Annotated in this window: 23 protein-coding genes; 17 read left to right on the top strand and 6 right to left on the bottom strand. The window is 48.9% G+C overall.

Annotation, left to right across the window (positions count from 1 at the left end; all coding sequences use genetic code 11):
• Window positions 1-195: 195 nt before the first annotated feature.
• A complete protein-coding gene (gene rpe, locus YC6258_RS09800; protein WP_044616830.1) occupies window positions 196-858 on the bottom strand; it encodes a ribulose-phosphate 3-epimerase in 663 nt (220 codons plus the stop codon).
• A gap of 316 nt (window positions 859-1174) precedes the next feature.
• Between rpe and YC6258_RS09795 the strand changes: the two genes are divergently transcribed.
• The 10 genes from YC6258_RS09795 to YC6258_RS09750 all read left to right on the top strand — a co-directional run bounded on the left by YC6258_RS09795 (window position 1175) and on the right by YC6258_RS09750 (window position 13379).
• Complete coding sequence (locus YC6258_RS09795) at window positions 1175-2068, top strand: DUF3530 family protein (RefSeq protein WP_044616829.1); 894 nt, start codon at window positions 1175-1177, stop codon at window positions 2066-2068.
• An 809-nt stretch (window positions 2069-2877) separates the two neighbouring features.
• Complete coding sequence (locus YC6258_RS09790; RefSeq protein WP_044616828.1) at window positions 2878-3435, top strand: RNA polymerase sigma factor; 558 nt, start codon at window positions 2878-2880, stop codon at window positions 3433-3435.
• Between the two features lie 81 nt (window positions 3436-3516).
• Window positions 3517-4029, top strand: a complete 513-nt coding sequence (locus YC6258_RS09785; RefSeq protein ID WP_044616827.1) for a transcription termination/antitermination NusG family protein — start codon at window positions 3517-3519, stop codon at window positions 4027-4029.
• Window positions 4019-4561: a glycoside hydrolase family protein gene (locus YC6258_RS09780; RefSeq protein WP_044616826.1), complete on the top strand. Its 543-nt coding sequence runs from the start codon at window positions 4019-4021 to the stop codon at window positions 4559-4561. The genes YC6258_RS09785 and YC6258_RS09780 overlap by 11 nt, the downstream gene beginning before the upstream one ends.
• A complete protein-coding gene (locus YC6258_RS27250) occupies window positions 4558-6510 on the top strand; it encodes an ATP-binding protein (protein ID WP_052830198.1) in 1953 nt (650 codons plus the stop codon). Before YC6258_RS09780 ends, YC6258_RS27250 begins: the two co-directional genes overlap by 4 nt.
• Before the next feature lie 9 nt (window positions 6511-6519).
• Window positions 6520-7134, top strand: coding sequence for a Pvc16 family protein (locus tag YC6258_RS09770; RefSeq protein WP_044616825.1), 615 nt, complete (start codon window positions 6520-6522; stop codon window positions 7132-7134).
• A gap of 80 nt (window positions 7135-7214) precedes the next feature.
• Complete coding sequence (locus YC6258_RS09765) at window positions 7215-8531, top strand: hypothetical protein (RefSeq protein WP_044616824.1); 1317 nt, start codon at window positions 7215-7217, stop codon at window positions 8529-8531.
• A 7-nt stretch (window positions 8532-8538) separates the two neighbouring features.
• A complete protein-coding gene (locus tag YC6258_RS30235; RefSeq protein ID WP_052830197.1) occupies window positions 8539-9495 on the top strand; it encodes a glycine-rich domain-containing protein in 957 nt (318 codons plus the stop codon).
• Between the two features lie 60 nt (window positions 9496-9555).
• Window positions 9556-10260, top strand: a complete 705-nt coding sequence (locus YC6258_RS09755) for a hypothetical protein (protein WP_044616823.1) — start codon at window positions 9556-9558, stop codon at window positions 10258-10260.
• A gap of 254 nt (window positions 10261-10514) precedes the next feature.
• Complete coding sequence (locus YC6258_RS09750) at window positions 10515-13379, top strand: hypothetical protein (RefSeq protein WP_044616822.1); 2865 nt, start codon at window positions 10515-10517, stop codon at window positions 13377-13379.
• Between the two features lie 198 nt (window positions 13380-13577).
• On the opposite strand, the gene YC6258_RS29745 is transcribed toward YC6258_RS09750, so the two are convergent.
• From YC6258_RS29745 to YC6258_RS09730, 5 genes are all read right to left on the bottom strand, one after another.
• Window positions 13578-13721, bottom strand: a complete 144-nt coding sequence (locus tag YC6258_RS29745; RefSeq protein ID WP_144407607.1) for an IS110 family transposase — start codon at window positions 13719-13721, stop codon at window positions 13578-13580.
• 586 nt (window positions 13722-14307) lie between these two features.
• Window positions 14308-14724, bottom strand: a complete 417-nt coding sequence (locus tag YC6258_RS09745) for a hypothetical protein (RefSeq protein WP_044616821.1) — start codon at window positions 14722-14724, stop codon at window positions 14308-14310.
• Between the two features lie 223 nt (window positions 14725-14947).
• Window positions 14948-15436: a hypothetical protein gene (locus tag YC6258_RS09740; protein ID WP_044616820.1), complete on the bottom strand. Its 489-nt coding sequence runs from the start codon at window positions 15434-15436 to the stop codon at window positions 14948-14950.
• On the bottom strand, window positions 15433-15705 hold the full coding sequence (locus tag YC6258_RS09735) for a hypothetical protein (protein WP_044616819.1): 273 nt from the start codon (window positions 15703-15705) through the stop codon (window positions 15433-15435). The genes YC6258_RS09740 and YC6258_RS09735 overlap by 4 nt, the downstream gene beginning before the upstream one ends.
• 103 nt (window positions 15706-15808) lie before the next feature.
• Window positions 15809-16663 (bottom strand): HEPN domain-containing protein, encoded by an 855-nt coding sequence (locus tag YC6258_RS09730; RefSeq protein WP_044619920.1) that lies wholly within the window; start codon window positions 16661-16663, stop codon window positions 15809-15811.
• A 239-nt stretch (window positions 16664-16902) separates the two neighbouring features.
• Between YC6258_RS09730 and YC6258_RS09725 the strand changes: the two genes are divergently transcribed.
• The 7 genes from YC6258_RS09725 (at window position 16903) to YC6258_RS09690 (ending at window position 23032) form a co-directional block, all read left to right on the top strand.
• Window positions 16903-19470 (top strand): T6SS phospholipase effector Tle1-like catalytic domain-containing protein, encoded by a 2568-nt coding sequence (locus YC6258_RS09725; protein ID WP_044616818.1) that lies wholly within the window; start codon window positions 16903-16905, stop codon window positions 19468-19470.
• The gene (locus YC6258_RS09720; protein ID WP_052830195.1) at window positions 19457-20137 is read left to right on the top strand and encodes a DUF2931 family protein; all 681 of its coding nucleotides are present in this window, start codon (window positions 19457-19459) and stop codon (window positions 20135-20137) included. The genes YC6258_RS09725 and YC6258_RS09720 overlap by 14 nt, the downstream gene beginning before the upstream one ends.
• A gap of 10 nt (window positions 20138-20147) precedes the next feature.
• Complete coding sequence (locus YC6258_RS09715) at window positions 20148-20816, top strand: DUF2931 family protein (RefSeq protein WP_052830194.1); 669 nt, start codon at window positions 20148-20150, stop codon at window positions 20814-20816.
• 729 nt (window positions 20817-21545) lie between these two features.
• On the top strand, window positions 21546-21725 hold the full coding sequence (locus YC6258_RS09705; protein WP_044616816.1) for a hypothetical protein: 180 nt from the start codon (window positions 21546-21548) through the stop codon (window positions 21723-21725).
• 182 nt (window positions 21726-21907) lie between these two features.
• On the top strand, window positions 21908-22096 hold the full coding sequence (locus YC6258_RS09700) for a hypothetical protein (protein ID WP_044616815.1): 189 nt from the start codon (window positions 21908-21910) through the stop codon (window positions 22094-22096).
• Between the two features lie 63 nt (window positions 22097-22159).
• Window positions 22160-22573 carry a hypothetical protein gene (locus YC6258_RS09695; protein WP_044616814.1) on the top strand — a complete coding sequence of 138 codons (414 nt, stop codon included), beginning with the start codon at window positions 22160-22162 and terminating at the stop codon, window positions 22571-22573.
• A gap of 15 nt (window positions 22574-22588) precedes the next feature.
• Window positions 22589-23032, top strand: a complete 444-nt coding sequence (locus YC6258_RS09690) for a hypothetical protein (RefSeq protein WP_044616813.1) — start codon at window positions 22589-22591, stop codon at window positions 23030-23032.

Below are 23032 nucleotides of genomic sequence, written 5' to 3'. Positions count from 1 at the left end.
AAAAGAATCTTACAGAAAATTTTTTGCATCCGTAAACAGCGACTGAAAGTGCTTACAGTCTCAATACTGAACACTGCAACGCTCTCCAAAAAAGAAGAGCGTTCAGGCAGATGTGATATTCAGAAAATCCAACAGAACTCTGAAAACAGGAATTGTGTTTCATGCTGAAGAAATATTCAGCTTTACTGAACAGAATTATTTTATCTGCGCCCGCATGCGGTTGATGACTTCGCGATAATCCGGAGCACCGAAGATAGCAGAACCAGCAACAAACGTATCCGCACCAGCGGCTGCGATTTCACCGATGTTATCGACATTCACACCGCCATCCACCTCCAATCGGATATTCATTCCACTGCGATCAATCAACTCCCGTACCTGACGAAGTTTATTCAATGTTGAGGGAATAAAAGACTGACCGCCAAATCCAGGGTTAACACTCATCAACAAAATAATGTCGAGCTTGTCGAGCACATATTCAAGATAACTTAACGGCGTGGCTGGATTCAGTACCAGACCGGCCATGCACCCATGACTTTTGATCAATTGTAAAGTCCGGTCAACATGGTCAGACGCTTCCGGATGAAAGGTAATGGAGCTGGCACCGGCAGCTGCAAAATCACCAACGATACGATCCACCGGCCGTACCATCAAATGAGCGTCAATATGCGCGGTTATTCCATAGTTCCTCAATGCCTGACAAACCATCGGCCCAAAGGTCAGATTGGGCACATAGTGATTGTCCATCACATCAAAGTGAACCCAGTCGGCGCCGGCGGCCAATACGTTTTCAACCTCCTCACCAAGACGGGCCAGATCAGCAGCGAGGATGGACGGAGCAATAACAGCAGTGGACATGAATATTCTCTCTGGCTAGGGTCTGAAGGGCGCGCATTGTAACTCGGCCACGCAGACAGTTACACCAATAATGGTCGCTGGTACTACCTTTGCAAAGGAACCTGAATAATGTTGGCGGGAAAGCCAGGGCAATACAAAAATCTGCGACCAATCCGCCGACAACAAACATGGATCGATCCGGGGTTCAGCGACTGAGACACGGGATATACCGGGGTTCATCAGTGCAGTTTGACAGGATGTTTAATGCACTATTGGCAGCGCAAGCAGAAAATCAACAAGTCGCCGGAAAGGACAGAAGAGGAAGTTTGGTAAATTCATGATAAACGGCAAACACTGGCCGGCGACGGCGAAAATTGTTATCTGTGCGAGCCTGCTGTTCAGCAGCAGCACAGCGATGGCGGTGACAGAACAGCAACAGATGGAAGATCTGAAAAAATACTTCACTCAATCCATCGTTGCCGACCAACTGGTCGATATTTCCATGAGCAGCGGCAACATCACCGCACTCTTTATTGAGCAGCGAACTGCGTCTCCACAGGGAGCGATATTAATCATCCCGGATACCGAACAATCCCCGATGTCACCTGAACTGCTTGAACAGGTACGTAATTATCTGCCCGATGTGGGCTGGTCGACTCTGGCCATCCCACTACCCGATCCCGCCAGTTTGCCGATTCCGGCCAGACAACTGTCACCGGCACCACAACCCTTCAATTACAACCCGGATCAGACGGAGCAGATGTATGAACGTATCCGCGCCGGTATTGATTTTCTGCAACAGCGCAATATTTTTAATCTGGTGCTGATCGGATTTGGTTCCGGTGCTGACTGGTCCGCCGCCTACATGTCTGAGCAGCTGACCCAGGAAAACAACGAAGGTTACGGGCTGATAATGGTCAATCCCCAGACTCCCAGGAATATTCCCGTCCCGGATCTGCCACGTAACCTCAGTACGCTAACAATCCCTGTCCTCGACATTTACTTCGACCAGGCTCAGGCAGATACTGTTCGTGCCAAACAGCGTAAGGCAGCCGTTGCCCGGGCCGAATCCAAACGCAACAAACCCATTAACGCCTATCTGCAGATTTTACACCCTACAGCAGCGTCACGTTTTGCTGACGGACCCGATCGCCTCACCCGGTCCATCTGGGGATGGTTAAAAACAAACCTCGGTGGCAAGCAACTTAAAGCAGGAAAAGCCACTCAATAAAGATTGAGATTTATACGCCCCGAACCGATAACCTTATAGCGAATGGTAATCATCACGGAATCAACTGGAAAAATCGTGTGTGCCTGATATCCCTGTCATCGATTTGTCAAAAAAAATTCCAGGTTAATAACTGCACCAATATACGTCATCCGATACCATTAACCCGCTGAGCATTTATGCCGGACTAACTGCAACGGATTATTTCTATAGTCACCATGGAAACCTGATCGGATAATTCTCATCATCACCCAATTGAACAATTTGTAAGCCAGAATGGACATTAATGAAGCCATTTACAGTTTCAAGAATGACAATATGAAGCATCAACCTGAACAGATCTGAATACTGCTCACAAATGTGCAGAGTCTTTATAAAAATCACCAGCCACCATGAAATACCCGAAAAAAACCTGTTTTCAGGTCAAAAAATCCGGCTCCACATACAGAATCCTGTGCTTTTTTGTAGCAATCTGTTTTACATTGCAAACGGACTTTTGTGTAACTACGAAACCATTTTTATTTATCAGAGGTTCTCTATAATCTGATTGCGGATTCGCATATCAAAATAAATCGACGACAACGCCATTTGCTGCCAATAAAGACATAAACCATCACAGCAACCAGCCTCTGATATTTCAATTAATAATATAAGATCATCCTAAAGTACGATTGAAAAGATAAACAGAATTTATCCAGCAGGCCAAATTCGAACCAAAATCATTCAATCCGATTTTTCTGCCAAATTGTTCACACATTTACTGAATGAGCGTCATTCCTCCTGTGATTTTAAACAAATCAAAGAGGGATAATATGAGAGTTTCTGTAACCCACACGGACCTTGATCAGGCATTTTCGAAAATCTGGCTGGAACATAAGAACAGTGTTCGTCGTTATTGTCTGCGTTGCTTATCTGACAATCCCGACACCGTCGATGATGTCATGTCAATTACCGCCGAAAAAGCCTGTCGTTTTTTACGCTCTACCGATACTTCCATCCAAAATCCTTTAGCATGGCTCTGTACTATGGCACGCAATGTCTGCACTGACCTGCACCGTACCGAAACCAGAGAATTTGAATTGGTCAAACAAGTCTGCAATTCTCCGGATACATTTTTTTTTGCCGCTAATAACAGCGAACCGCTGGAACAGGCTATTGAGCGGGAATATGAATTATCATCATTGCTTTCGGCAATTATGAAACTCCCACAAAGACAACAAGAACTATTATCCATGAGAGTCCTGGATGGACTGAATTACCAGCAAATGGCATCGCACACACACATATCGACCGTCAATCTGCGGAAAATTGTGCAACTGACCCGACAGCAGTTACGGACAATCCGATTTAATCAGACTTCACATATTTAATCTGTCACCGTCTATTACGAACTATAGAAACATTCTTGTGACCTGAAATTATCAGGACTGGCGGAGCCTGCCGGAGGAAAAATGATGGACTATGCATGGTATGCGGCATATACCAAATACCGAAAAGAATTATGTTTGATTGCAGCGCTCGCAAAACAAGGTATCGAAGGCTATACCCCGCTGGATCAGGCAAAAATGCCTTTATTTAAAAATTATGTATTTGTCCAGGCGATGGAATCACAACTGCATCGCCTGACCTACTTACCCGGTTTTGCCTATCTGGTCAGCTTTGGCGGTCAGCCCGCCACCATTCCCACAACACAGATCAATGCCCTAAAGCATCTCTCCCATCTGGGTCAGGCCATCAGCAAACAGCAATACACCTTACTACCCGGAGACCACATCAGAGTAGCCACCGGCCCCCTGAGAGGACTCATCGGCAAACTGGTGGAAGTTAAAGGCAAACACAAACTCGTGGTAGAGATCAGCAGGCTCGATCAGGCACTCATAGTCACCCTGTCGGCCGATCAGGCACTACCCATCGAAACTCTCATTCCCATGCCTCATGCAGGAGAACAACATCATGCTGAGTGAACACAGTAAACAGTTGCTGCAAGCACAATTGATTCGTCACGAAGGCCTCAAAACAGAAATTTATCGTTGCCCTGCCGGAAGAAGAACCATCGGTGTCGGCCGCAATCTGGACGATAAAGGACTGTCTGTCGAAGAAGCAGCCTGGTTGCTGGAAAACCGTGGCCGGTCAGATCAGGCAAAAAAGGTACTGCAATACGGCATCAGTCAGCGCAGTCAGATTGCTCTGCTGGATAAAGGTATCACCGTCGCCGAGGCGCAGACCCTGCTTGACCATGATATCGATGATACCTGCCAGCGATTAAACAGCGAACTACCGGTCTATCTGGTACTTGATCAATGCCGCCGCCGGGTGCTGATTAATATGGCATTTAATCTTGGCGTCAACGGCCTGCTGAAATTCAAAAACATGCTGGCAGCCCTCGCTAACCGCGACTTCAGCCGGGCTGCAGTTGAAATGCTGGATTCAAAATGGGCACGGCAGGTCGGCAAACGGGCTGAAGAACTGGCCAGAGAAATGGAAACCGGTCAATGAACCGGGCACCGGATCAGGTTCAGATTGAACAGCAACTGGCTGCCAGTCTTTATCGTCTTGGAACTGTTCTGTCAGAGCAGGCGGATATAGAAGTCATCCGTTCACATCACCGGATATTTATGGAAACGCTCCGTCAGTTATCATGCTGCTCACCGTTTGAACGGCTGAACACAACGTTCAAAATCGATAAAAAAAGCCGTTATCTGCTGACTCTTGCATATATCTGCACGATGGAACCCGATGCGATTACATCCTTTCTCAATACCTCATGGTATGAACAGGGACCCTCACTGAGTCTCTACCGGGCAACTCACCTGCTGACCGATACCCTACCCTCGTCACAGGCCAGCACACTGGACTGGTTGAACTCACCATTACGACGCTGGCATTTAATCACTGCCAACGGTCCGGTATCTCACTCACTGCACCTGGACGAAACCGTACTCAGAACACTGGCCGGCCTGTCATCCGGCATAGAGCAGACGACCCTGCCGGCCACACTCAACACCGGGCATGCCATCTGCTATTCCAATCAGTTACAGCAAACCACCGCACCGATCATAACCATTGATTGCGGAAATCCGGACGAGCGGCTGCACTGGATATTATCCAAAGCCGCCACCCTTGGACACGACCGTTGCATCATTCTGGATACTCCGGAAATACCGGACAACGAACAACTTCGCTATCTGCTGCGCGATATTGCGCTGGACAATTCCGATCCCTTTATTTACTGGCCACAGGGAGCGGCTATGTGTCAGATCAGACCGGCGCTGACGGGCATACTTGATGACTGGCGGCAGTTGAATACCGGGTGCATTGTCTGCGACCAACCGGAACCATCAACAGCCGGCGATGCTGCCTATTACCGTTCTCTGTTAACAGCGACATTTACACCCGTCAATTGCCCACAACCAGATGAACCCACACGTTGCGGTTTATGGCAGCAGCTGGGCCAGAACATCGGCAACAACGGCCTGACCATGGAACAGGCGCAATGGCTGGCGCGTCTTTATCCGTTCATGCCTGGCAGGATTGCACAGATCTGCCAAAGCGCCGAAGAGCTGGACGATAACGAAACACTGCTGACCCAATTGCAACACGCCTGTCTGACTCAATACCAGAGCGAACATCCACAACTGGCGACTTTATCTCCGCCGGGTGTGAGCTGGACCGATATGGTCCTTACCGCCAATACTCGCCAACAACTGCAGGAATTGATCTTACGGGTACGCTATTCCTCTGAACTAAGCCAGCAGTTGACCCGTTTCAAACCGGGTCTTCAGGCGCTGTTCTGGGGTAAGCCCGGCACCGGGAAAAGCATGGCTGCAGAAGCGATGGCCGCCGAACTGGTGTTGCCGTTGTACAAAATCAACCTCGCCAATGTTGCCAGTAAATGGATCGGCGAAAGTGAAAAACATCTGGCCAGTCTGTTTGATCAGGCCGAACGTCAGCATGCCATTCTGCTGTTCGACGAAGCCGATGCCATTTTTGGCCGGCGCAGTGAAATCTCCTCCAGTCATGACAAACACGCCAACATGGGGGTCAGTTATCTGCTGCAGCGCATGGAGCACTATCAGGGCCTGCTACTGCTATCGACCAACTTCAAAAGCAACCTGGATGAAGCCTTTTTACGCCGCCTCCACAGCGTTATTGAATTTCCACTACCGGACATATCCACCCGCCTGAGTCTCTGGCAACACGCACTTCGGGGGCAATACCAACCGGCAACCAATATCGGTCTGGACAGCCTGGCAGCCGCCTTCGAGTTCAGTCCGGCCCAGATCGCCAATATTGCCGAACTGGCCATGCTGTATTGTCTGGCAGAACAACACACCCGCATCTCTGCTGACATTCTGGCGCGCGCCATTCTGCGGGAACTGGACAAACACAATGCCGGTTATCTGGCTATCCAGAAAGTCAATCAATGGCTCAAGGGCCAACAGTAAGGAGCCACCATGGACCCACTTATTCTGCACAAAGTACAACAAACGCTTCAGGCGCTGATAGAACGGCGCGTTCTGGCTCTGGATAACGACAGCGAGCGCGAGATTGAACTCAGTTTCGTAGCCCCCGACGAAAGCTTCGTCAGCGAACTATCGACCCGTCCGGTTATCAACTGTTACCTGATCGGTATTGCCGAAGACCGTAGCCGTCGCCGCAGTGATCCGGTGCGCGCCGTGATCAATGATCAAAAGACCTCAAGCACCATTTATCAGGAGCCGCGCTACGTCGATATCAGTTACATGCTAACCGTCTGGAGCAAGGACAAAACCGGCAGCGCTCTGATTGAACACATGTTAATCGGTTATCTCATTACCGGATTGGGTTACTTCGATTTTCTGCCGACAGACTTGCAACAGGCATTTCAATTGAACACCGATCCATTCGGCATCCGCATGACGTTATTTGGCAGCGAACACAGTGAAAAAGTGACCGGACAAGTCTGGCAGGCCATGGGCTCCACTCCCAAACCAAGCCTGATGCTGTCGTTATCCATTCCTGTCACCATTGCAGAACCCGGTGCCGTCTCTGTGGTCCGGGAAATTGATCGTGCCATGGAACACCATTAACCCAACATCAACACCTTGCCGGGTTCATACAACCTCCCGGAATCATCCTCAACCCAGCATAGAAAACACAGGACATTCCTATGACTACGAACATAAAAAGTACCCTGGCTGAGTCCACTGACACCCAAGAACCATCTATCGATGTACGCCTGAAAAAATATTTTGAACCCGGTGACGTGCCCACCTCAGATGAGTTTGGCGAGTTGATTGATGCCGTCACCAGTGCAGACGCACTGATCACAGGTACTCTGGACAATGCCCGGTTTCCAACACAAATCGATCTGAGCAAAAGCGGCACTGTTTCAGGCAGTTATATCAAAGCCGGTAGCTTCGATGGTAAGGGCGCAAACCTGACCAACCTCAACGCCAGCAATATCAGCAGCGGCACCCTTGCCAATGACCGACTGCCAGCAAAAATCGATCTGAGCAGAGCTGACACCGTCACAGACAGCCATATCAAAGCCGGAAGCTTCGATGGTAAGGGCGCAAACCTGACCAACCTCAACGCCAACAATATCAGCAGCGGCACCCTTGCCATTGACCGACTGCCAGTAAAAATCGATTTGAGCAGAGCCGACACCGTCACAGACAGTCATATCAAAGCCGGCAGCTTCGAAGGCAACGGCGAAAAACTGACTGACCTTAATGCCAAAAACATCCGCAGCGGCACCCTTGCCAATGACCGACTACCAGTAAAAATCGATTTGAGCAGAGCCGACACCGTCACAGACAGTCATATCAAAGCCGGCAGCTTCGAAGGCAACGGCGAAAAACTGACTGACCTTAATGCCAAAAACATCCGCAGCGGCACCCTTGCCAATGACCGACTGCCCGGCCACATCGACCTGACTCAACTGACAGACGGCGCAAACACTACCGTTAAAGCCGGCAGCTTTGAAGGTAACGGTGCAGAGCTGACCAATCTCGATGCCAGCCATATCAGTCAGGGCACTTTGAACCCTGAACGCCTGCCGGCACAAATCGATCTGACAACACTGACTCAGAACAGCGACAGCAAAGTCGTTGCTGATATGTTTGAAGGCAATGGTGCAGGACTACAACAATTGGACCCGAAAGCTCTGAGCGACCTGGTACCGGTGGACAAATTGCCGGTGACAGATATCGAAAACGAACTGAGCTTCCTGACCACTCAAAAGAAAATCAAAACTGCCAACCTGCCCGTCGCCAGCCAGTCCCAGAAAGGCATTTTAAAACTGGCGACAGCAGATGAGGCAGCAGATACGACCCGCAACGATGTAGCGCTGTCACCAGCAACGCTGGCCTCTGCGCTCTCACTCGAAAACCTGTTCGAATTTGTTGAGGATACCGGTCAGACGATCACCGCCGATGATATTCCGGATGGCAAAATTCTCGCCCTGTATATCACTGTGAGTTGAGGTGCTTATGCTGTATTTCAAAAAAGGTCAGGAGTTCCGGGCATTAACCAGATGCTTTATTAAAGATGGCAACAATACCCGACAACTTCAGCAGCTGCACACTGTACATGACAGCAAACTAAAAGGGCTCGGTTTTGGCCGGCCGACAATCACCATTGGTCAGGATGGTGACGATGTCGGTGGCGGTCTGGTGGTACTGAATGGCTGTGGCATTATTTTTACCAACCCTGGCAACTATACCTTTACCGTGCCAACTGGCGTGCAGTACCTGCACATGGTGGTGGTCGGTGCCGGAGGCAGTGGCGGACGCGGCCCCGGAATAGGCTCTGGTGGTGGTGGCGGTGGTCTGGCAGCAGCCAATTCTATCAGGCCATTGACCAACAGTCTGAGCATCACCGTTGGTGCTGGCGGTGCTGGCCACAATCAAGACAGCCAGGGTGACGATGGTGGTGACAGCGCCATACTTAATTATCTCAAGGCAACCGGTGGTAAAGGCGGACGAATGGAAGAAGCAACCAGCGGCAACGGTGGTATTGGCATGGGTATCATCACCCAGGCGATCATCGGTCAAGGAGGAGCCGGTGGATCTGCACTGGAAGAAGGTTTTGATGCCGGCGGCGGCGGCGGTGCCGGCGGCTATGGCGGCAACGGCGGAAATGGCGGGGGTCTCAACGGCAATCCCGGTCCAGGCAGCCATGGCGCTGGCGGTGGTGGAGGCAGTGGCAATCAAGCCGGTACTGGCGGCCAGGGTGGCGGTGTAGGCCTGTTTGGCAAAGGCGCCGATGGCCTGGCCGGACAAAACAGTCAAGACGTACAGGGCGGCGCTGGCGGTCCCGGTAGTCTATTGCAGCAATATCCCTATGTCGCTGGCGGCGGCGGCGGTGGTGGCGATCAGCCTGGATTCTCCAACGCCGGACAAAATGGCGCCGTCATGATCTGCTGGGGCGAACCACTGAGCTTGTAACGCCACGCCTTGCACCATGCCATCACATTATCCATTCAGCCAATACAACAGGACTCAGATATGAACCCCAACATCTCCATCAAATATGCGGTTTACGGCGGTAGCACTGGTACTTCACAAGCCAGAGACATTACCACCACACTGCAAAAACGTATCAACAAAGGCGAGCTCAATATCACCTTTGACAACAATACCTTCGGCGATACCGCACCCGGTCAACACAAGGGTTTTGCGGTGATCGCCGACATCAACGAACAGAGCTTCGTTTATGCCGGTATCGAAGGTGACCACGTGGATTTCTCAAAACCACCCGTGAACGGTTATGCCCACCGCAACCTCAAAGTCAGTGACATCAGCGCCACTTACGATCCCGGCAATAACCAACTGTTCAGTCATTGTCAGCTGGACATCGAAAATCTGGCAGCCGAGGATTTTCCCAACTCCCACTTTCCCAGCACCTGGATCTGGCTGGATTTTTACCTGGTGGCTGATGATGATCCTATTCAGACAAGCGATCAGTTCACCAAAATCGGTGCTCTGCCCGTTGCCATTAAACCGGTTCTGGAGCACTCCCACATCCAGTCCGTCAGCATTTCCAATTCAGACACCTACGACATGGCTGGATTTCTGCTGAGCAACCCCAATCTGGTGCCGGTGGGAGATTATTTTCTGTATGTTCAGGTACGCAATGATGACAACACTATCGCAACAGCTACGGGAGCGTTTTCGTCCGAATCATACTCGTATATTTTGAACGATTATTGACAGAAAAAGTTCTGAGGACGACCATCAGACAATAATGAAACCTTCAGTCAGTGACCCGGTGGCGATTCATGTTGTGCTCATGCCGGGCATCAGTACATCCGGTTGCTGACAGCAGAGCAACATCACCATCTGGCAGTCATCGATTTCCCTGAACTACTAGCCTGAGTTAGCAGCCTGCATTCCTGACCATCATCCAGACAGTTGCCACTTATCAACGCCGTCCACCCGTATATGAACTATTCAAAGGTACCACTATGTTAGCGCAGAAACCATCAGAGACTGAACCGCCAGCAGCCGAACAATCCAAAACCGCTCCAGCAAGAACCCCGACAACGACTCCAGCAAGTCCTGCTACAACCGCTCCACCCAATACCCGTGAGAGCATCAACAACCGTCAGGGTTATGAAGGGCCAGAGGGTAAAGTCTCGGCGAAGCGATTAACCATCAACACCATTCACTTTCCGGCAATTGCCGCCAAGGAAGCCAAAACCGGTAGCCATGATATTGAAATCCGGCGCAGCGACGTTCCCCGTAAAACCGGACAAATTGCCGTGTGGCAACAAATGACTCAGGGTGGTTCAGGACTGGCGCGCAGGCTCGACAACAAGCTTCAGTCACGCCGGGCCTGGCATACCGGAAGTGAAGAAGATCCTATCTATTTTCTCAGCGTCGCGCCTAAAAATGAGCAATTTGTGATTGGTAATCGGGATACCCTGATCAAACGCATCATACGTCCATACTGGACTCCCGAAGGCAACACCCAGCTCTACGATGTGGACCATAAGAAAGAGTATCAACTCGGTGGTGATGACAAAAAACCGGATGAAGACAATTTATGGTTATTGGACAGCTCCACCAACCGCAGCGCCGGCGCTCGTATCAACAATGCCATCAACAAGGGTATCGGCAGTGTATTAGAACCCTGGAACAATCCGAATAAACCGGATGTCGATACCGTCAGAAAAACCTACAGCGTCACCCTTGAAAACATCATCTGGGATGCTCCGTTCAAAGGCAATTCCGAAAACTATACGGCAGCGGACATCGCTGAACGCGCAACCCAGTTGGAACCGCTGAACGCCATGAGTCGGTCAGAAGTCAAAAAAGCCGGCCTGCAGCCCGGAAAAGGCGAATTCCTGATCTTTAACAACGCTTCAGGCGGACGTTCCCGAACCATCGAACTGGCAGAGTCAGCAGATAAGTCAATTCCATTTACGGATACCGGCTTTATCACCGGCTTCAAGCCCCACGCCGCCATTTTCAACGATAAGGACGAAGACCCGATCAAAATCGTGGGGGTACTCTGGCCGGATAACCCAGCTCTGAAGAGTGCCGGTGTCGAAGTGGCTTTTTCAATCTCGCCCATGCCCGGACTGGCACAGACCGGATACCTGAACTTCAGTCAGGCAGAACGACAAATCAATAAAATTTTTCAGCAGAACCTGGAAGTCAAAGCCCTCAGTCCGTTAACACTCTCCTCGGTCACTCTGGATGAGAATAATAATCTGATAATCAAAGGGAAAGTCGTGACCAATCTGCCACTGCTGCGCGGAGCGGACATAGATTTTACCATCACAGGCAACGAACTGAGTATCGAAAAAACCTTCGCAAGTCAGGAAGTTTCCGTACCAGCCCCCTTCCACCTCAATGAATCATCACTGACGCTGGCACTCTCTACCAGCAAAGGACTCAGTGCCAATGGAGAGGTGAACTTCGCCATAGACCGCGTTGGGTCCGGCAAAGTCAGCGCAACAGCGGATACCACTGGATCACTGGCTCTGGCGGGTACATTCAAAATGGATGAGCAGATTTTTGGCAAGTCAGACATCGCCGTCGGTTATCAACAAGGAAAATGGTACCTGAATGGCAGTACAGAAATAGCCGAAGGCAAAATACCGGGTGTCAGTCATGCCAAGGCAACGGTTGGTTATCATCAAAACGATGGGCTGTCCATCACCGGTACCGCAGACCTTAACCTGCCGGGCATCGACCAAAGTTCACTCACTATCGGCTATCACAGCCGCACAGGCCTTTCCATGCACGGCACTGCACAAACCGGCAAGACCATTCCCGGTATCGATAATGCCGAACTCGCCGTGGAAGTCACTGAACGCCGCGATGCGCCTGGATTTAAAGTATCCGCCAGCGGTGCAGTCGAAGCACGGATCGCCGGAATCAAAGGAAAATTTACCGTGAGTTATGACGACGGCGCCTTTACCGCCGAAGGCAGCGGTCAATACAAACGTGGCTTATTCAGCGGTGAACTGCACGCCGGAGTCACCAACCGCGGCATTGATCCAAAAACCGGTAATCTGATGAATACACCAGCAGCCGATGGCAAATTCAAAATCTTTGGAGGTGGTCGTCTGTCGATGCAACTGACACCATGGTTACAAGGATTGGTTGGGGTTCAGCTGCAACCCAGCGGGGATATTCTGGCCAACGGTCAGTTGTCGTTGGCCAATCCTGTCACGTTGTTTGAGCGCAAGGCGTTTAATCGTAAACTGTTCAGCGTATCCGTGCAGGTACCGATTGTGCCGCTGATCGTTGCCGAAATTGGCGCTAACCTGAAAGCCATCGCCAGTATTGGCCCTGGCCAGATAACCAAGTTGCAGTTGGGCGTGAGCTATCACTCCGCCCACCCCAATAACACCACCGTCTCGGGAGATGCAGAAGTGAAAATACCCGCTGATGCTGGTATTCGACTTGCAGCCCGCGCCGGCGTCGGTGTTGGAGGCGGTCTGGCCAGTGCAACAGGCGGTATCGAATTGGGAGGGATGGCCGGCCTGACAGGTGTTGCCAAAGCAGATGCATCCACCCGCTGGAGCCCTGCAAGCGGACTGATCATGGACATGAACATGGGACTGCATGCTTCACCCAAATTTACCTTCGACATTGCCGGTTATATCAACGCCAAACTATTGGGTAGAGATATTTACGATAATACATGGCAATTTGCCTCCTATAGTTTTGGGCCGGACTACCGCTTTGGTGTCACGCTGCCAATTCATTATGAACAAGGAAAGCCATTCAGCATGAGTGTCAAGGATCTGCAGTTTGAAGTCCCGCCGATTAATGCTAAAAAGCTGATGAGAGACCTGATCGAAGACATTGTCTAAGGACTTGAGCAACCGCCGTTGTGTCGTAAGCGTTCATTCTGAGACGTACTTGACCGGCTATCAGCGATCACTTCGGCATCCAGAAAGTCGTTCTTGTTGGACCTCACGTAGGGTTTGACGAACTGCCTTAGCATCAATTTCGGAGTATGGCCAAATGCAGATACTTTCCTTGCCCAATAATGAGCACCAGCACACGCTTCAAAACCAATAAGGCTTTGATAGAAATTCAATCAGCTTCGTCCGTGATAATTTCTGCTTAATAAAGACTTTGCCGTTTTCATCTACAACCAACACATGAAAGCAGCGCTTGCCAAGATCGATACCTAAGGTTTTAATGGCCATGATGATTCGCCTCTGTTGGTTTGACGCCTCCATCCTACTTGAGGATGAGGAGGCGAGTCATCTCAGTAGACCTGCCCCCTTTATCATTAAATGAACAGCTCCAGTTGGGGGGATTAAGCCAACTCAACCAAATTCTCTTGCCACTGACAAACCACATCAAATAAATATTGATCACGTGCATTATCTGGAACATAAGTCTGACCTGAGTAGTGATTTAAGAACCCACTAACTCTTCTCTTATTAGAGATCAGTTGATCAGATTCATACATTGACGTGATCCAGCATTTGGATTTAGCAGGCAAATAAGGCGGCACTTATCATCTGATGCTCTAAAAAAAACGAGTTTGATTTAAGACTATAAATTCACTGTCCACAACCGCATCCTCCTGAATTAACATATTTTGAAGGAATATGAATTGGAACTAGCCACTCATCATCGCTAATTGCTTGGCTAGTAGATGCAGTTATTACCAATAAACCGATACTGATAATCCATAACATACCACCCATTGTGATTATGGTGTGAAGAACTTGAATTGATTAATTGCTGACAAAACGCTTCAATGCACTCTAGACTTGGGTGTATTTAGGACATTCTTCGTAACAATATAGTTGGCGGAATGATCCCCACACTTAAAATGATGATCATGCTCGTTACAGTAGTTATCGGAATTGTCTTGTTAATAAGGTATACAATAGCAACTCCTGAAAACCACGACGACAGTAAAGATAGAATATATATTGAATAACCATATACTACCCTGGGTATTGGTTTTGAGTATTTAAATGCTGTAATCAATCCTCCTAATAGCTGCATAAGCAATACCACTCCGCACAAAATAAAAATATTGTTTATTACATAAATTTCACCCGCATATGCAGGTGAAAAAAAAACGCTTACAAGTAAAACAAATAAACTAGTAAATATGCTTATATATTTTTTATAAATCACAATCGCACCTAAACACTTTTGGCTGTTTTCCTGGTCTAAAACCCCAGTCATTCCACTTTATCCTGTTATAATCCTCAGAGAACAAGTGACTTTTATCTGTAGCTGCCGAGATAGTAGATGGGTCTACCATTTAAGTGTAAGCAGGTTTAGGATAGTAAAACCCCATATGCCCATATGGATCGTCGGACGTAACTACAACATCTCCTATTTGGGCAGTATTTAATGAAACTTCAGTATAGCCCTCGTATATAGATGATGGCTCTGGTCGTACTCTTCAATCGTCACATGAGTTTAGAGCAAACAGGCCACAGTTGAGAGAAGAGATAAATAGTGATTGCATGTGCCCATTGTTTTCTATTCCAAAATAGATGAGTCCATATTTTTCGGTATAAAAAAACTTAATTTCACCATTCTTTATATGCCTTGAAATTTCATATCCCTCAAAGTGTTTTCCCAAGATATTTAACTTTTTAATCATACCTCTCGAATACTCATAGCCGTTGTACTCCCATTTTGAAATACTTTTAAATTGTTCTGGTATGAATAACTCAAAGGCTCTATTTTGAATGCAAAAACCTTTCTTTGTTGTTTTGCATTCATGGTTATCCGTCGAAACATCTATATATTGGGTTGAGTTATTCCTAAATATAAAATAAAAATCAGCGGGTTTGTTGATACTTTGATAAATATACTCTCTATCGTCATTTTCCGCGTACGTATACACAGAAAACATGAAGATAATCAATAAATAAGCTTTTTTCATTGCTCACACTCGCAATTACCAGATAAAAACCCTGAAGCCCACTTGTCAGCATCCTTTTCGTGAGGCAGGTAAGAATCTGTATTAAACAAAAGAGCTGCATTACCAGAAGAATTAAATAACCGATCATTCTCTGGCATTAAGTGTCTGAACTCATGTACGAACGCAAAATAGTCACCGCCATTTTGAGTAAAGAAATCATGATTAATCGTCGTTGTCAGAGTTCCATATACAGTGGTGGCAGGCCCAACGCTATATAAAATATGCTTCATGTTTTCGATATCGGGGTTAACAATGGTTTACCGGAAAGCAAACCTATGCAAAACCCGACGCTGTCAGAGCAGAGTGAAGCAGTACAACCTCCCTGCTCTGCCATCAACCCAAACTGTCAATCCTGGCCCGACAATGTTTTTCCGCCAATGCTTGCAGGTGCTCGATCCGCTCTGCCAACCAAGTCAGTTGTTCGGTGGTTATGGAATATCCGGGGTTGTAACGCGATTCCACGTAGGCTTGCCGTAGTAGCTCAAAGCAGGTTTGTTCAAATGGAGTGTTTTGCGGAAATACTGATAAAAATTCGGGCTCGATGCTGCCGGTTAATGTACGGAGTTTTTCCAGATCATGGAGTTTGGGTTTGTAATGGGTAAAGACCAATAAGATCATTGCATATAGTTGTTCAGTCGCCTGATGAAGGTGAAAAACTGCTTTTTTGTCCAGTCCTCCATCAAAAATCAATTGAAAAGCTTTAATTTCCCCATTCACTGAATTCAGCCAATACTCAAAATGCCTTTGCGCCTCCATTTTCCGTTCAGGCAGAGACAGTTCTTTCGGCTCCACCAGTGCCAGCTTGCCGGTATCATGCAGCAAAATGCCCTCGCGATAGATATCGGCATAAAAATATTGGCCCTTGGCCAGTTGGGCATTCACAAACGAAATCTCTTCTGCAATCAGGCTGACCGGCGTTTTAACTTCCCGCATCAAACGATTGCTCAGTGACCGTTTGGATTCAATCTTGCGCGCCAATGCACCGTTCTTGGCAATGGCGAGAATATCCATATCACTTTGATAGCGGTAATGGACACGGTCCTCTTCGAGATGGTCCACCCAGTCACCACGGGCATAACTGCCGAATAAAATCAGCATACTGGGCTTAACCGCTTGCACGATGATCTCAACCGCATGGCGCAGTTGCTGTTGTTTATCCGAAGGGAGGTGATCGAGTGATGTTTTCATCCCGGCATCGTAGCAAGTTCTGTGCATAGAACCAATATGAACCTTTATTAACCACGCCGCTCCCACGCGATCACCACCGCAACGGGCACTGCGAACTTCGTCATATAAATCACACCCGCATTTGACCTTTGGTTCGTTTACTGAGATAAGACTTTTTAAATTGATCAACCAGCAGAGTGATTAAGCGGTATGCTCTGATCTGTTTATTGGAATCACCACAGAATAAGGAACGTTGAGTCATGTCCCAGGACATCACCGCCCTGCCGCCATCCATCAAAGATTTTATCCAACGCAGGGGTTATTCCCTCAATCCCTTATGCTGGCAGACCAGTTATCAATATCCCGAAGAAGCTAAAGCCTTTACCCCGGAACAACACCGGCTGCATTTTTTCGTACTGGAAACAGGCGGGCAATTATCCTTACTCAGCCGGCATGATCCGCTGAAGCGGGGCGTGGTGTATGAATGTGGCCCAAGAGAGGTCCACGGCGCGCCTAAGCCGGCCAAGCCCAGAATCAACCTGGACAAACCCGCACCGATCTGGACGGCGGATATCCCCGACACCTTGCCCGAGGGTAAGCCCGGCGTGGATGATATCTACAACCCCAAGTACTTTGCCCAGTTGCAGTACCTCTATCCCGATAGCCAAACCAGTGTGATCACCGACTACCTGATCAGCACCCCCACACAGACCTTTCAGGATCAATTGAAAGGCTCAACCAACAAGTTATCGCTGTTTGGTCCGGAGCAGATCCGCTATGACGTGGGTACACCGGTCACTGCCGGGCAATGGCAGCAGGCTCACGACGCTCTTCAGCAAAGCAGTGCGCAACTGAGTGAACAGCGGCAACATGCAAAACCGGTCCAGGATTGGCCCCGCACCGTTCAGCCGTTGCATTTAATCAATACCGGGATTCTGCATCCGGGCAACCCGAAGAAAATGGACCCGGCATTATTCCAGGACGATGGCTATCCACTGGAGCCATTGTTCAACAAAGCCCGGGAGGTCTGGGAACAAAAATGCCAGCGCCCCGATGTGTTTGCCAAGCGTTTCAGTCGCAGTCAGGATGTCGATGTACAAACACTGTCCAAACAGCTGGATCAGAGTTTCGGCGTGCGTGGTCTCAGTGTGGCGATGGTCGGACAGTGCATGGTCGATCTGATTTACCTGCTGGACCATGAAGACTGGCTGCACCCCCTGAAGGCTGTTGCGGAACAACTGAACTATGCCAATCCGGCTGCCTGGACCCAGGAAGCAGCGTTAGTGGCACTGATCTGCTATAACACCCAGCCGAAACCAGATGACCGCCCCGGCAACCGTTCACCCTATTTTGAATCCTTGCAACAGATTGGTCAGCACCTTTACCAACTCGCCTGTCTGCAACGCCAGCAGGACAAAGTATTCACCCAAACCGGGCAATACAACTGCCTGATACAACACACCCTGCCTGTTCCGAAGATAGGTGCTAACTGGCGTTACCAACCCTCCAAAAACCTGTCCAAACCCAAACGCATCTTAAGACTCGGCCTGTTCTTCGATGGCACCAATCAGGATCGCTATAACGACGAGCATTTACCCGACCGGGATATTTCCAATGTGGCGAAGATGCATGACCTGTATGTCGAAAAAACTGATCAACAGGGTAATGAGATTATCACCACTCGCAGAGTATATGTGCCCGGTGTCGGCACCATTACCGGCCACCAAACCAAGGATGGTTTTAAAGCGGAAGACAGCAAAATTGGCCTTGGCCTGGGTATGGGTAAAACGGGGGGTTATGCCCGGATTGAATTCGCTATCAGACGGATGCGTGAACGCATAGAAGAACAGGAATACGACGAAGTAAAATTCGATGTCTTTGGTTTCAGTCGGGGTGCGGCCCTATCCCGACACTTTGTCAATCTGATCAACCAATGGCCGGAACAGATTTCCATCTGGGAAGTTGAGTATCATAATCCGCTGTGGGACTTTGCCCTACCGATACAACCGGTGAAAAAACGGATCAAAGCCTTTCCGCAGCATCTGGCTGGCCGGGTTTGCTTTGTCGGTCTCTGGGATACCGTGGGCAGTTTTGGCTGGCCCGGTGACGAGCAGAACCTGGATTTCAATCTGAACCTGAATACCCGTAGCGCCGAACGGGTTGTGCATTTGGTGGCCGCTGATGAAGCAAGGCATAATTTTCCCTCGACCCGCATCACCGACGAATACGGCCACCTACCTTCGAACTTTACTGAAATCATCTTTCCCGGCGTTCATTGTGATGTGGGCGGCGGTTATGAGAACCCAACGGGCAAAGGCACTGAAAACTATGAGGACCTGCGTATCAGGACACCATTGGACTATAACGATAACCGCCCCTCACCATGGGTCCTGAGAGGTCCGGGCAGTGGTTTGTTGATCGATGCACTGGAAAAAGAAATCAGGGCTTTTCGCAGCGCCATTGGTATGGAGCAATCCTATACCTATAAACATATACTCAAAGCCACTCGTAAGGAGCTGGCGCTATACCCTTTTTATCGGATGGATGCACTGGCCAGACAGGCTGATGTTCCATTGGATCAGATCAACCCGAAGAATACTGCGTATATTATTCCGGATGAGCTGAAACGCGTGTACGGCGCATGGCAAAAAGCCGGAGGCCAAATGCCACAGGCCAGACAATACCTGGTCGATTATATTCATACCTCCGAAAAATACGGCGATATGGTTGACCGCCCGCATATGGAAAACGGTCGCAAAATTCGCCAGATATATGATAACCACCCTGATCAGGCCATTATTCCGGAGTCACAGCATGCACATCATTAAGTACATCGGTTGGTTACTTTTCTTACCCCTACTCATCAGTGGTTGCGAAGAAAAAACCTATGACTATGGCTTTGATACGGGTGGCTTTGGCGGCCCTGGCTGGCCTATATGGGTGGAGTATTTGATTATCAATGAATCCTGGCAACTTCCGGTCGGTAACTTATCAGGAGGAAACGCTGATACGACTCATCGTCCTCCTGGAGGATCTTCAGCCGGTGCAGGCTGGGTACCGCTGCCTCATACGGTACGGGCGCGCTGGTTTTCCTATCGCACCCAGACGTTTTATGAAGCCACGGTGGAAATCCCCAAGGATAAACAAACAGAAATCAAGCAGTGGCTAAAGCACTATCCTAGCGTTAATTACTTACACTCGTTAAGTACGGGGATTGCGGGCCAGGGAGATATTCAGCTCTGGTGGAAGGCAAGTTGTGTCGGTTTCGACTGTCCAGAATATCCAGAACCTTTTGAATCCCATTTTTTCGAACTGACCCCCCGCATTAAAGCTATACAAGTGGATGGTGATGCAAGCGGATATCGTGCCGGAACGCTCCAACGGATAGAAGAAGGTTTTCTGCCCCCTGATGTACTGAACCTGTTACCACCCGACCCAGACAAAACCGAAGCGATAGAAAAAGACTCATCGACAGAGAACACAGGAACAGACTGAGTTGTGATAGATGCGCATCATTAGGTACCTCTGCTGGTTACTTTTACTACCCTTACTCATCAGTGGCTGCGAAGAAAAAACCTATGAATACGGCTTTGATAGCGGCGGCATTGGTGGTCCTGGCTGGCCTATATGGGTGGAGTACTTGATTATCAATGAATCCTGGCAACTTCCTGTAGGGGCATTATCGGGAGGAAACGCTGATACAACTCACCGCCCCCCTAGTGGCAAATCAGCCAGTGCAGGCTGGGTGCCGCTGCCTCACACAGTAAGGGCGCGATGGTTTTCCTATCGTACTCAGACGTTTTATGAGGCCACGGTGGAGATTCCCGAAGATAAGCAAAAACAGATCCGGCAATGGCTTAAACGCTACCCAACCGAGCGATATTTTCCTTCCCTCATTACAGGCTTTGCGGGCCAGGGGGAAATCCAGTTCTGGTGGGACGAAAGCTGTGTCAAACTTGGGTGCCCGAGAGGCCCTGAGAATTTTGAATTTCACTTTTTCGAACTGACCCCCCGTCTCAAAGCCACCATTGCAGAAGGTGATCCAGGCATGTATCGAGTACGCACCCTGCAAGAAATAAGAGAGGGCTCCATTCCACTGGAAGTTCTAAGCCTGTTACCACCCGCCGAATCCATCGAAACAGAACCATCCACCGAAAACACAGAGACAGACTGAGTTGTGATAGATGCGTATTATTAAATACCTCTCCTGGCTAATCTTATTACCCCTACTCATCAGTGGCTGCGAAGAAGCTACCCAACCGAGCGATATTTTCCTTCCCTCATTACAGGCTTTGCGGGCCAGGGGGAAATCCAGTTCTGGTGGGACGAAAGCTGTGTCAAACTTGGGTGCCCGAGAGGCCCTGAGAATTTTGAATTTCACTTTTTCGAACTGACTCCCCGCATTAAAGCTATACAAGTGGATGGTGATGCAAGCGGGTATCGTGAGGGAACGCTCCAACGGATAGAAGAAGGTTTTCTACCCCCAGATGAACTGAACCTGTTACCACCCGACCCTGACAAAACCGAAACCATCAAAAAAGAACCATCCACCGAAAACACAGAGACAGACTGAGTTGTGATAGATGCGTATTATTAAATACCTCTGCTGGCTAATCTTATTACCCCTACTCATCAGTGGCTGCGAAGAAAAAACCTATGACTATGGTTTTCGAGAAGGCGGTATAGGCGGACCAGGTTGGCCAGTCTGGGTGGAGTATTTGATTATCAATGAATTCTGGCAAGTTCCGATTGGTAACTTATCGGGGCAAAGCAACACACACTAAGTGTTTCCCTCCTCAAGGTCACAGGATGAACACCTTTGTCCTGCTGACCGAAAAAACCGGCGATGTTGAATGAAACGGACCGCTTGATTTTCAGGAGCTCGCATGAGCTGTGACCGAAAATGAAACATAAGGGTATCACTAAAAAAGCAGGTTTTTTTGAAAGCACCACGCGCAAAACCACAGTTTACATCTCGTCAATGAGGGTGCCGCCTTCGGGTGAAGCTGACGAAATCATCGCAGAAAAAGGCTCTTTTTTAGAGTTGTCGGTAATGAACAGGCCCATCTCAGAGCCGCTGTGAACGGTTCGAATACAACACCTGTCCTGCACACGGTTTGATAAAAAGTTGCTGTCATTGCCAATATCTCATTCGTCATTTTTTCACATCCTTCAACCAGATCCGTCTATTCAATACCCACTCAATTGGGTGGCGGAGCCTGCCCGATACCTGACAAGAATGTTTCATCAGACCTAGGAGTAGGAATGAAAAGTTTTATCACCACTGCACTGGCAAGTTTGTTTAAAAAACGTTCCAAATCGAAAAAGAAATCCAGAAAAACACTACAGATGTGGACACTTGTAATCCTCTCGATGCTGGTGGCTTTCTGGTTCGATATGGACCCAACCATTCTGAAGGAATTACTCAGCTTACTAACCGTTTTTCTACACTGAGATACAACCACACGCCATACGCTGTGTCATATTTGTCTTCACTCCTCTGACAGGAATCCAACCATGGCCAAAGTCTTAGCCGCCAATGCCGTTCTCACTGTTCAACTGGACAAAGGTATCTCGCTGCTTCCGATGCTGCCACCCCTGCAGGTTCAGTCAACCGGGATTATCGATATGGCCAACGAGCTGGTTGTTGAGGCTGATTTAGAACAGTTTCTAACCCAGAACTTCACCAACATCCCCTACATTAACCCGCCTTTTGTCAACGGCTTTGTGAGCTTCGCCTCCATAAGCAGTATCGAGCTGGCGGAAAAAACCATTAAAAAAGGTGATCCTGTGGTACTGGTCAGCGATATCAAATGCAGTGTTACGGCTATCCCGGCAATAAATCCTGGTAACGGTCAACCCGACAGCAACCCTCCGACAGAAGTCACCCTCAGTAGTGCCGCCGCTGCTGGAAAAATCGACAGTGCCTGACGGGAAACAAACACCATGGCCAGTTATCAGCATGCGTTTAACCACATACTCACACACATTCGAAAACTGATCGAAGAAACTGACTACAACGGTCATGAGCTGATAAACCACCCCTTAACGAGCTGGTATGACATGCAAACCATCGGCTTCAGTCAGGGCGAGTTATCACACTTACTACGCGAGTTGTATTGCGCGGAAATCTGGCAGCAACTTGGTTGTGACCAGTTTCGGGATCAACAGCTCGCAAACCTGTTTTTTGATTTCGCACTAGCGACCAATGGCAACCTGACGCTGCGGCTTATCCAGATCTGCCTGGATCTGCCAGTGAACGGAAAACTCAGCGACCAACTGATTCAACGCATCAATGAAAGCGAATCGGAATGGCTGCAACAACAGTTCGAGCATATTCAGCTCAATTTCTACTGCGCCATGCAGTCGAACCGGAAAATATACCACTAA

This window comes from Gynuella sunshinyii YC6258 (assembly GCF_000940805.1).
GTDB lineage: Bacteria > Pseudomonadota > Gammaproteobacteria > Pseudomonadales > Natronospirillaceae > Gynuella > Gynuella sunshinyii.
This window is presented reverse-complemented; position numbering and strand designations above follow the sequence as displayed.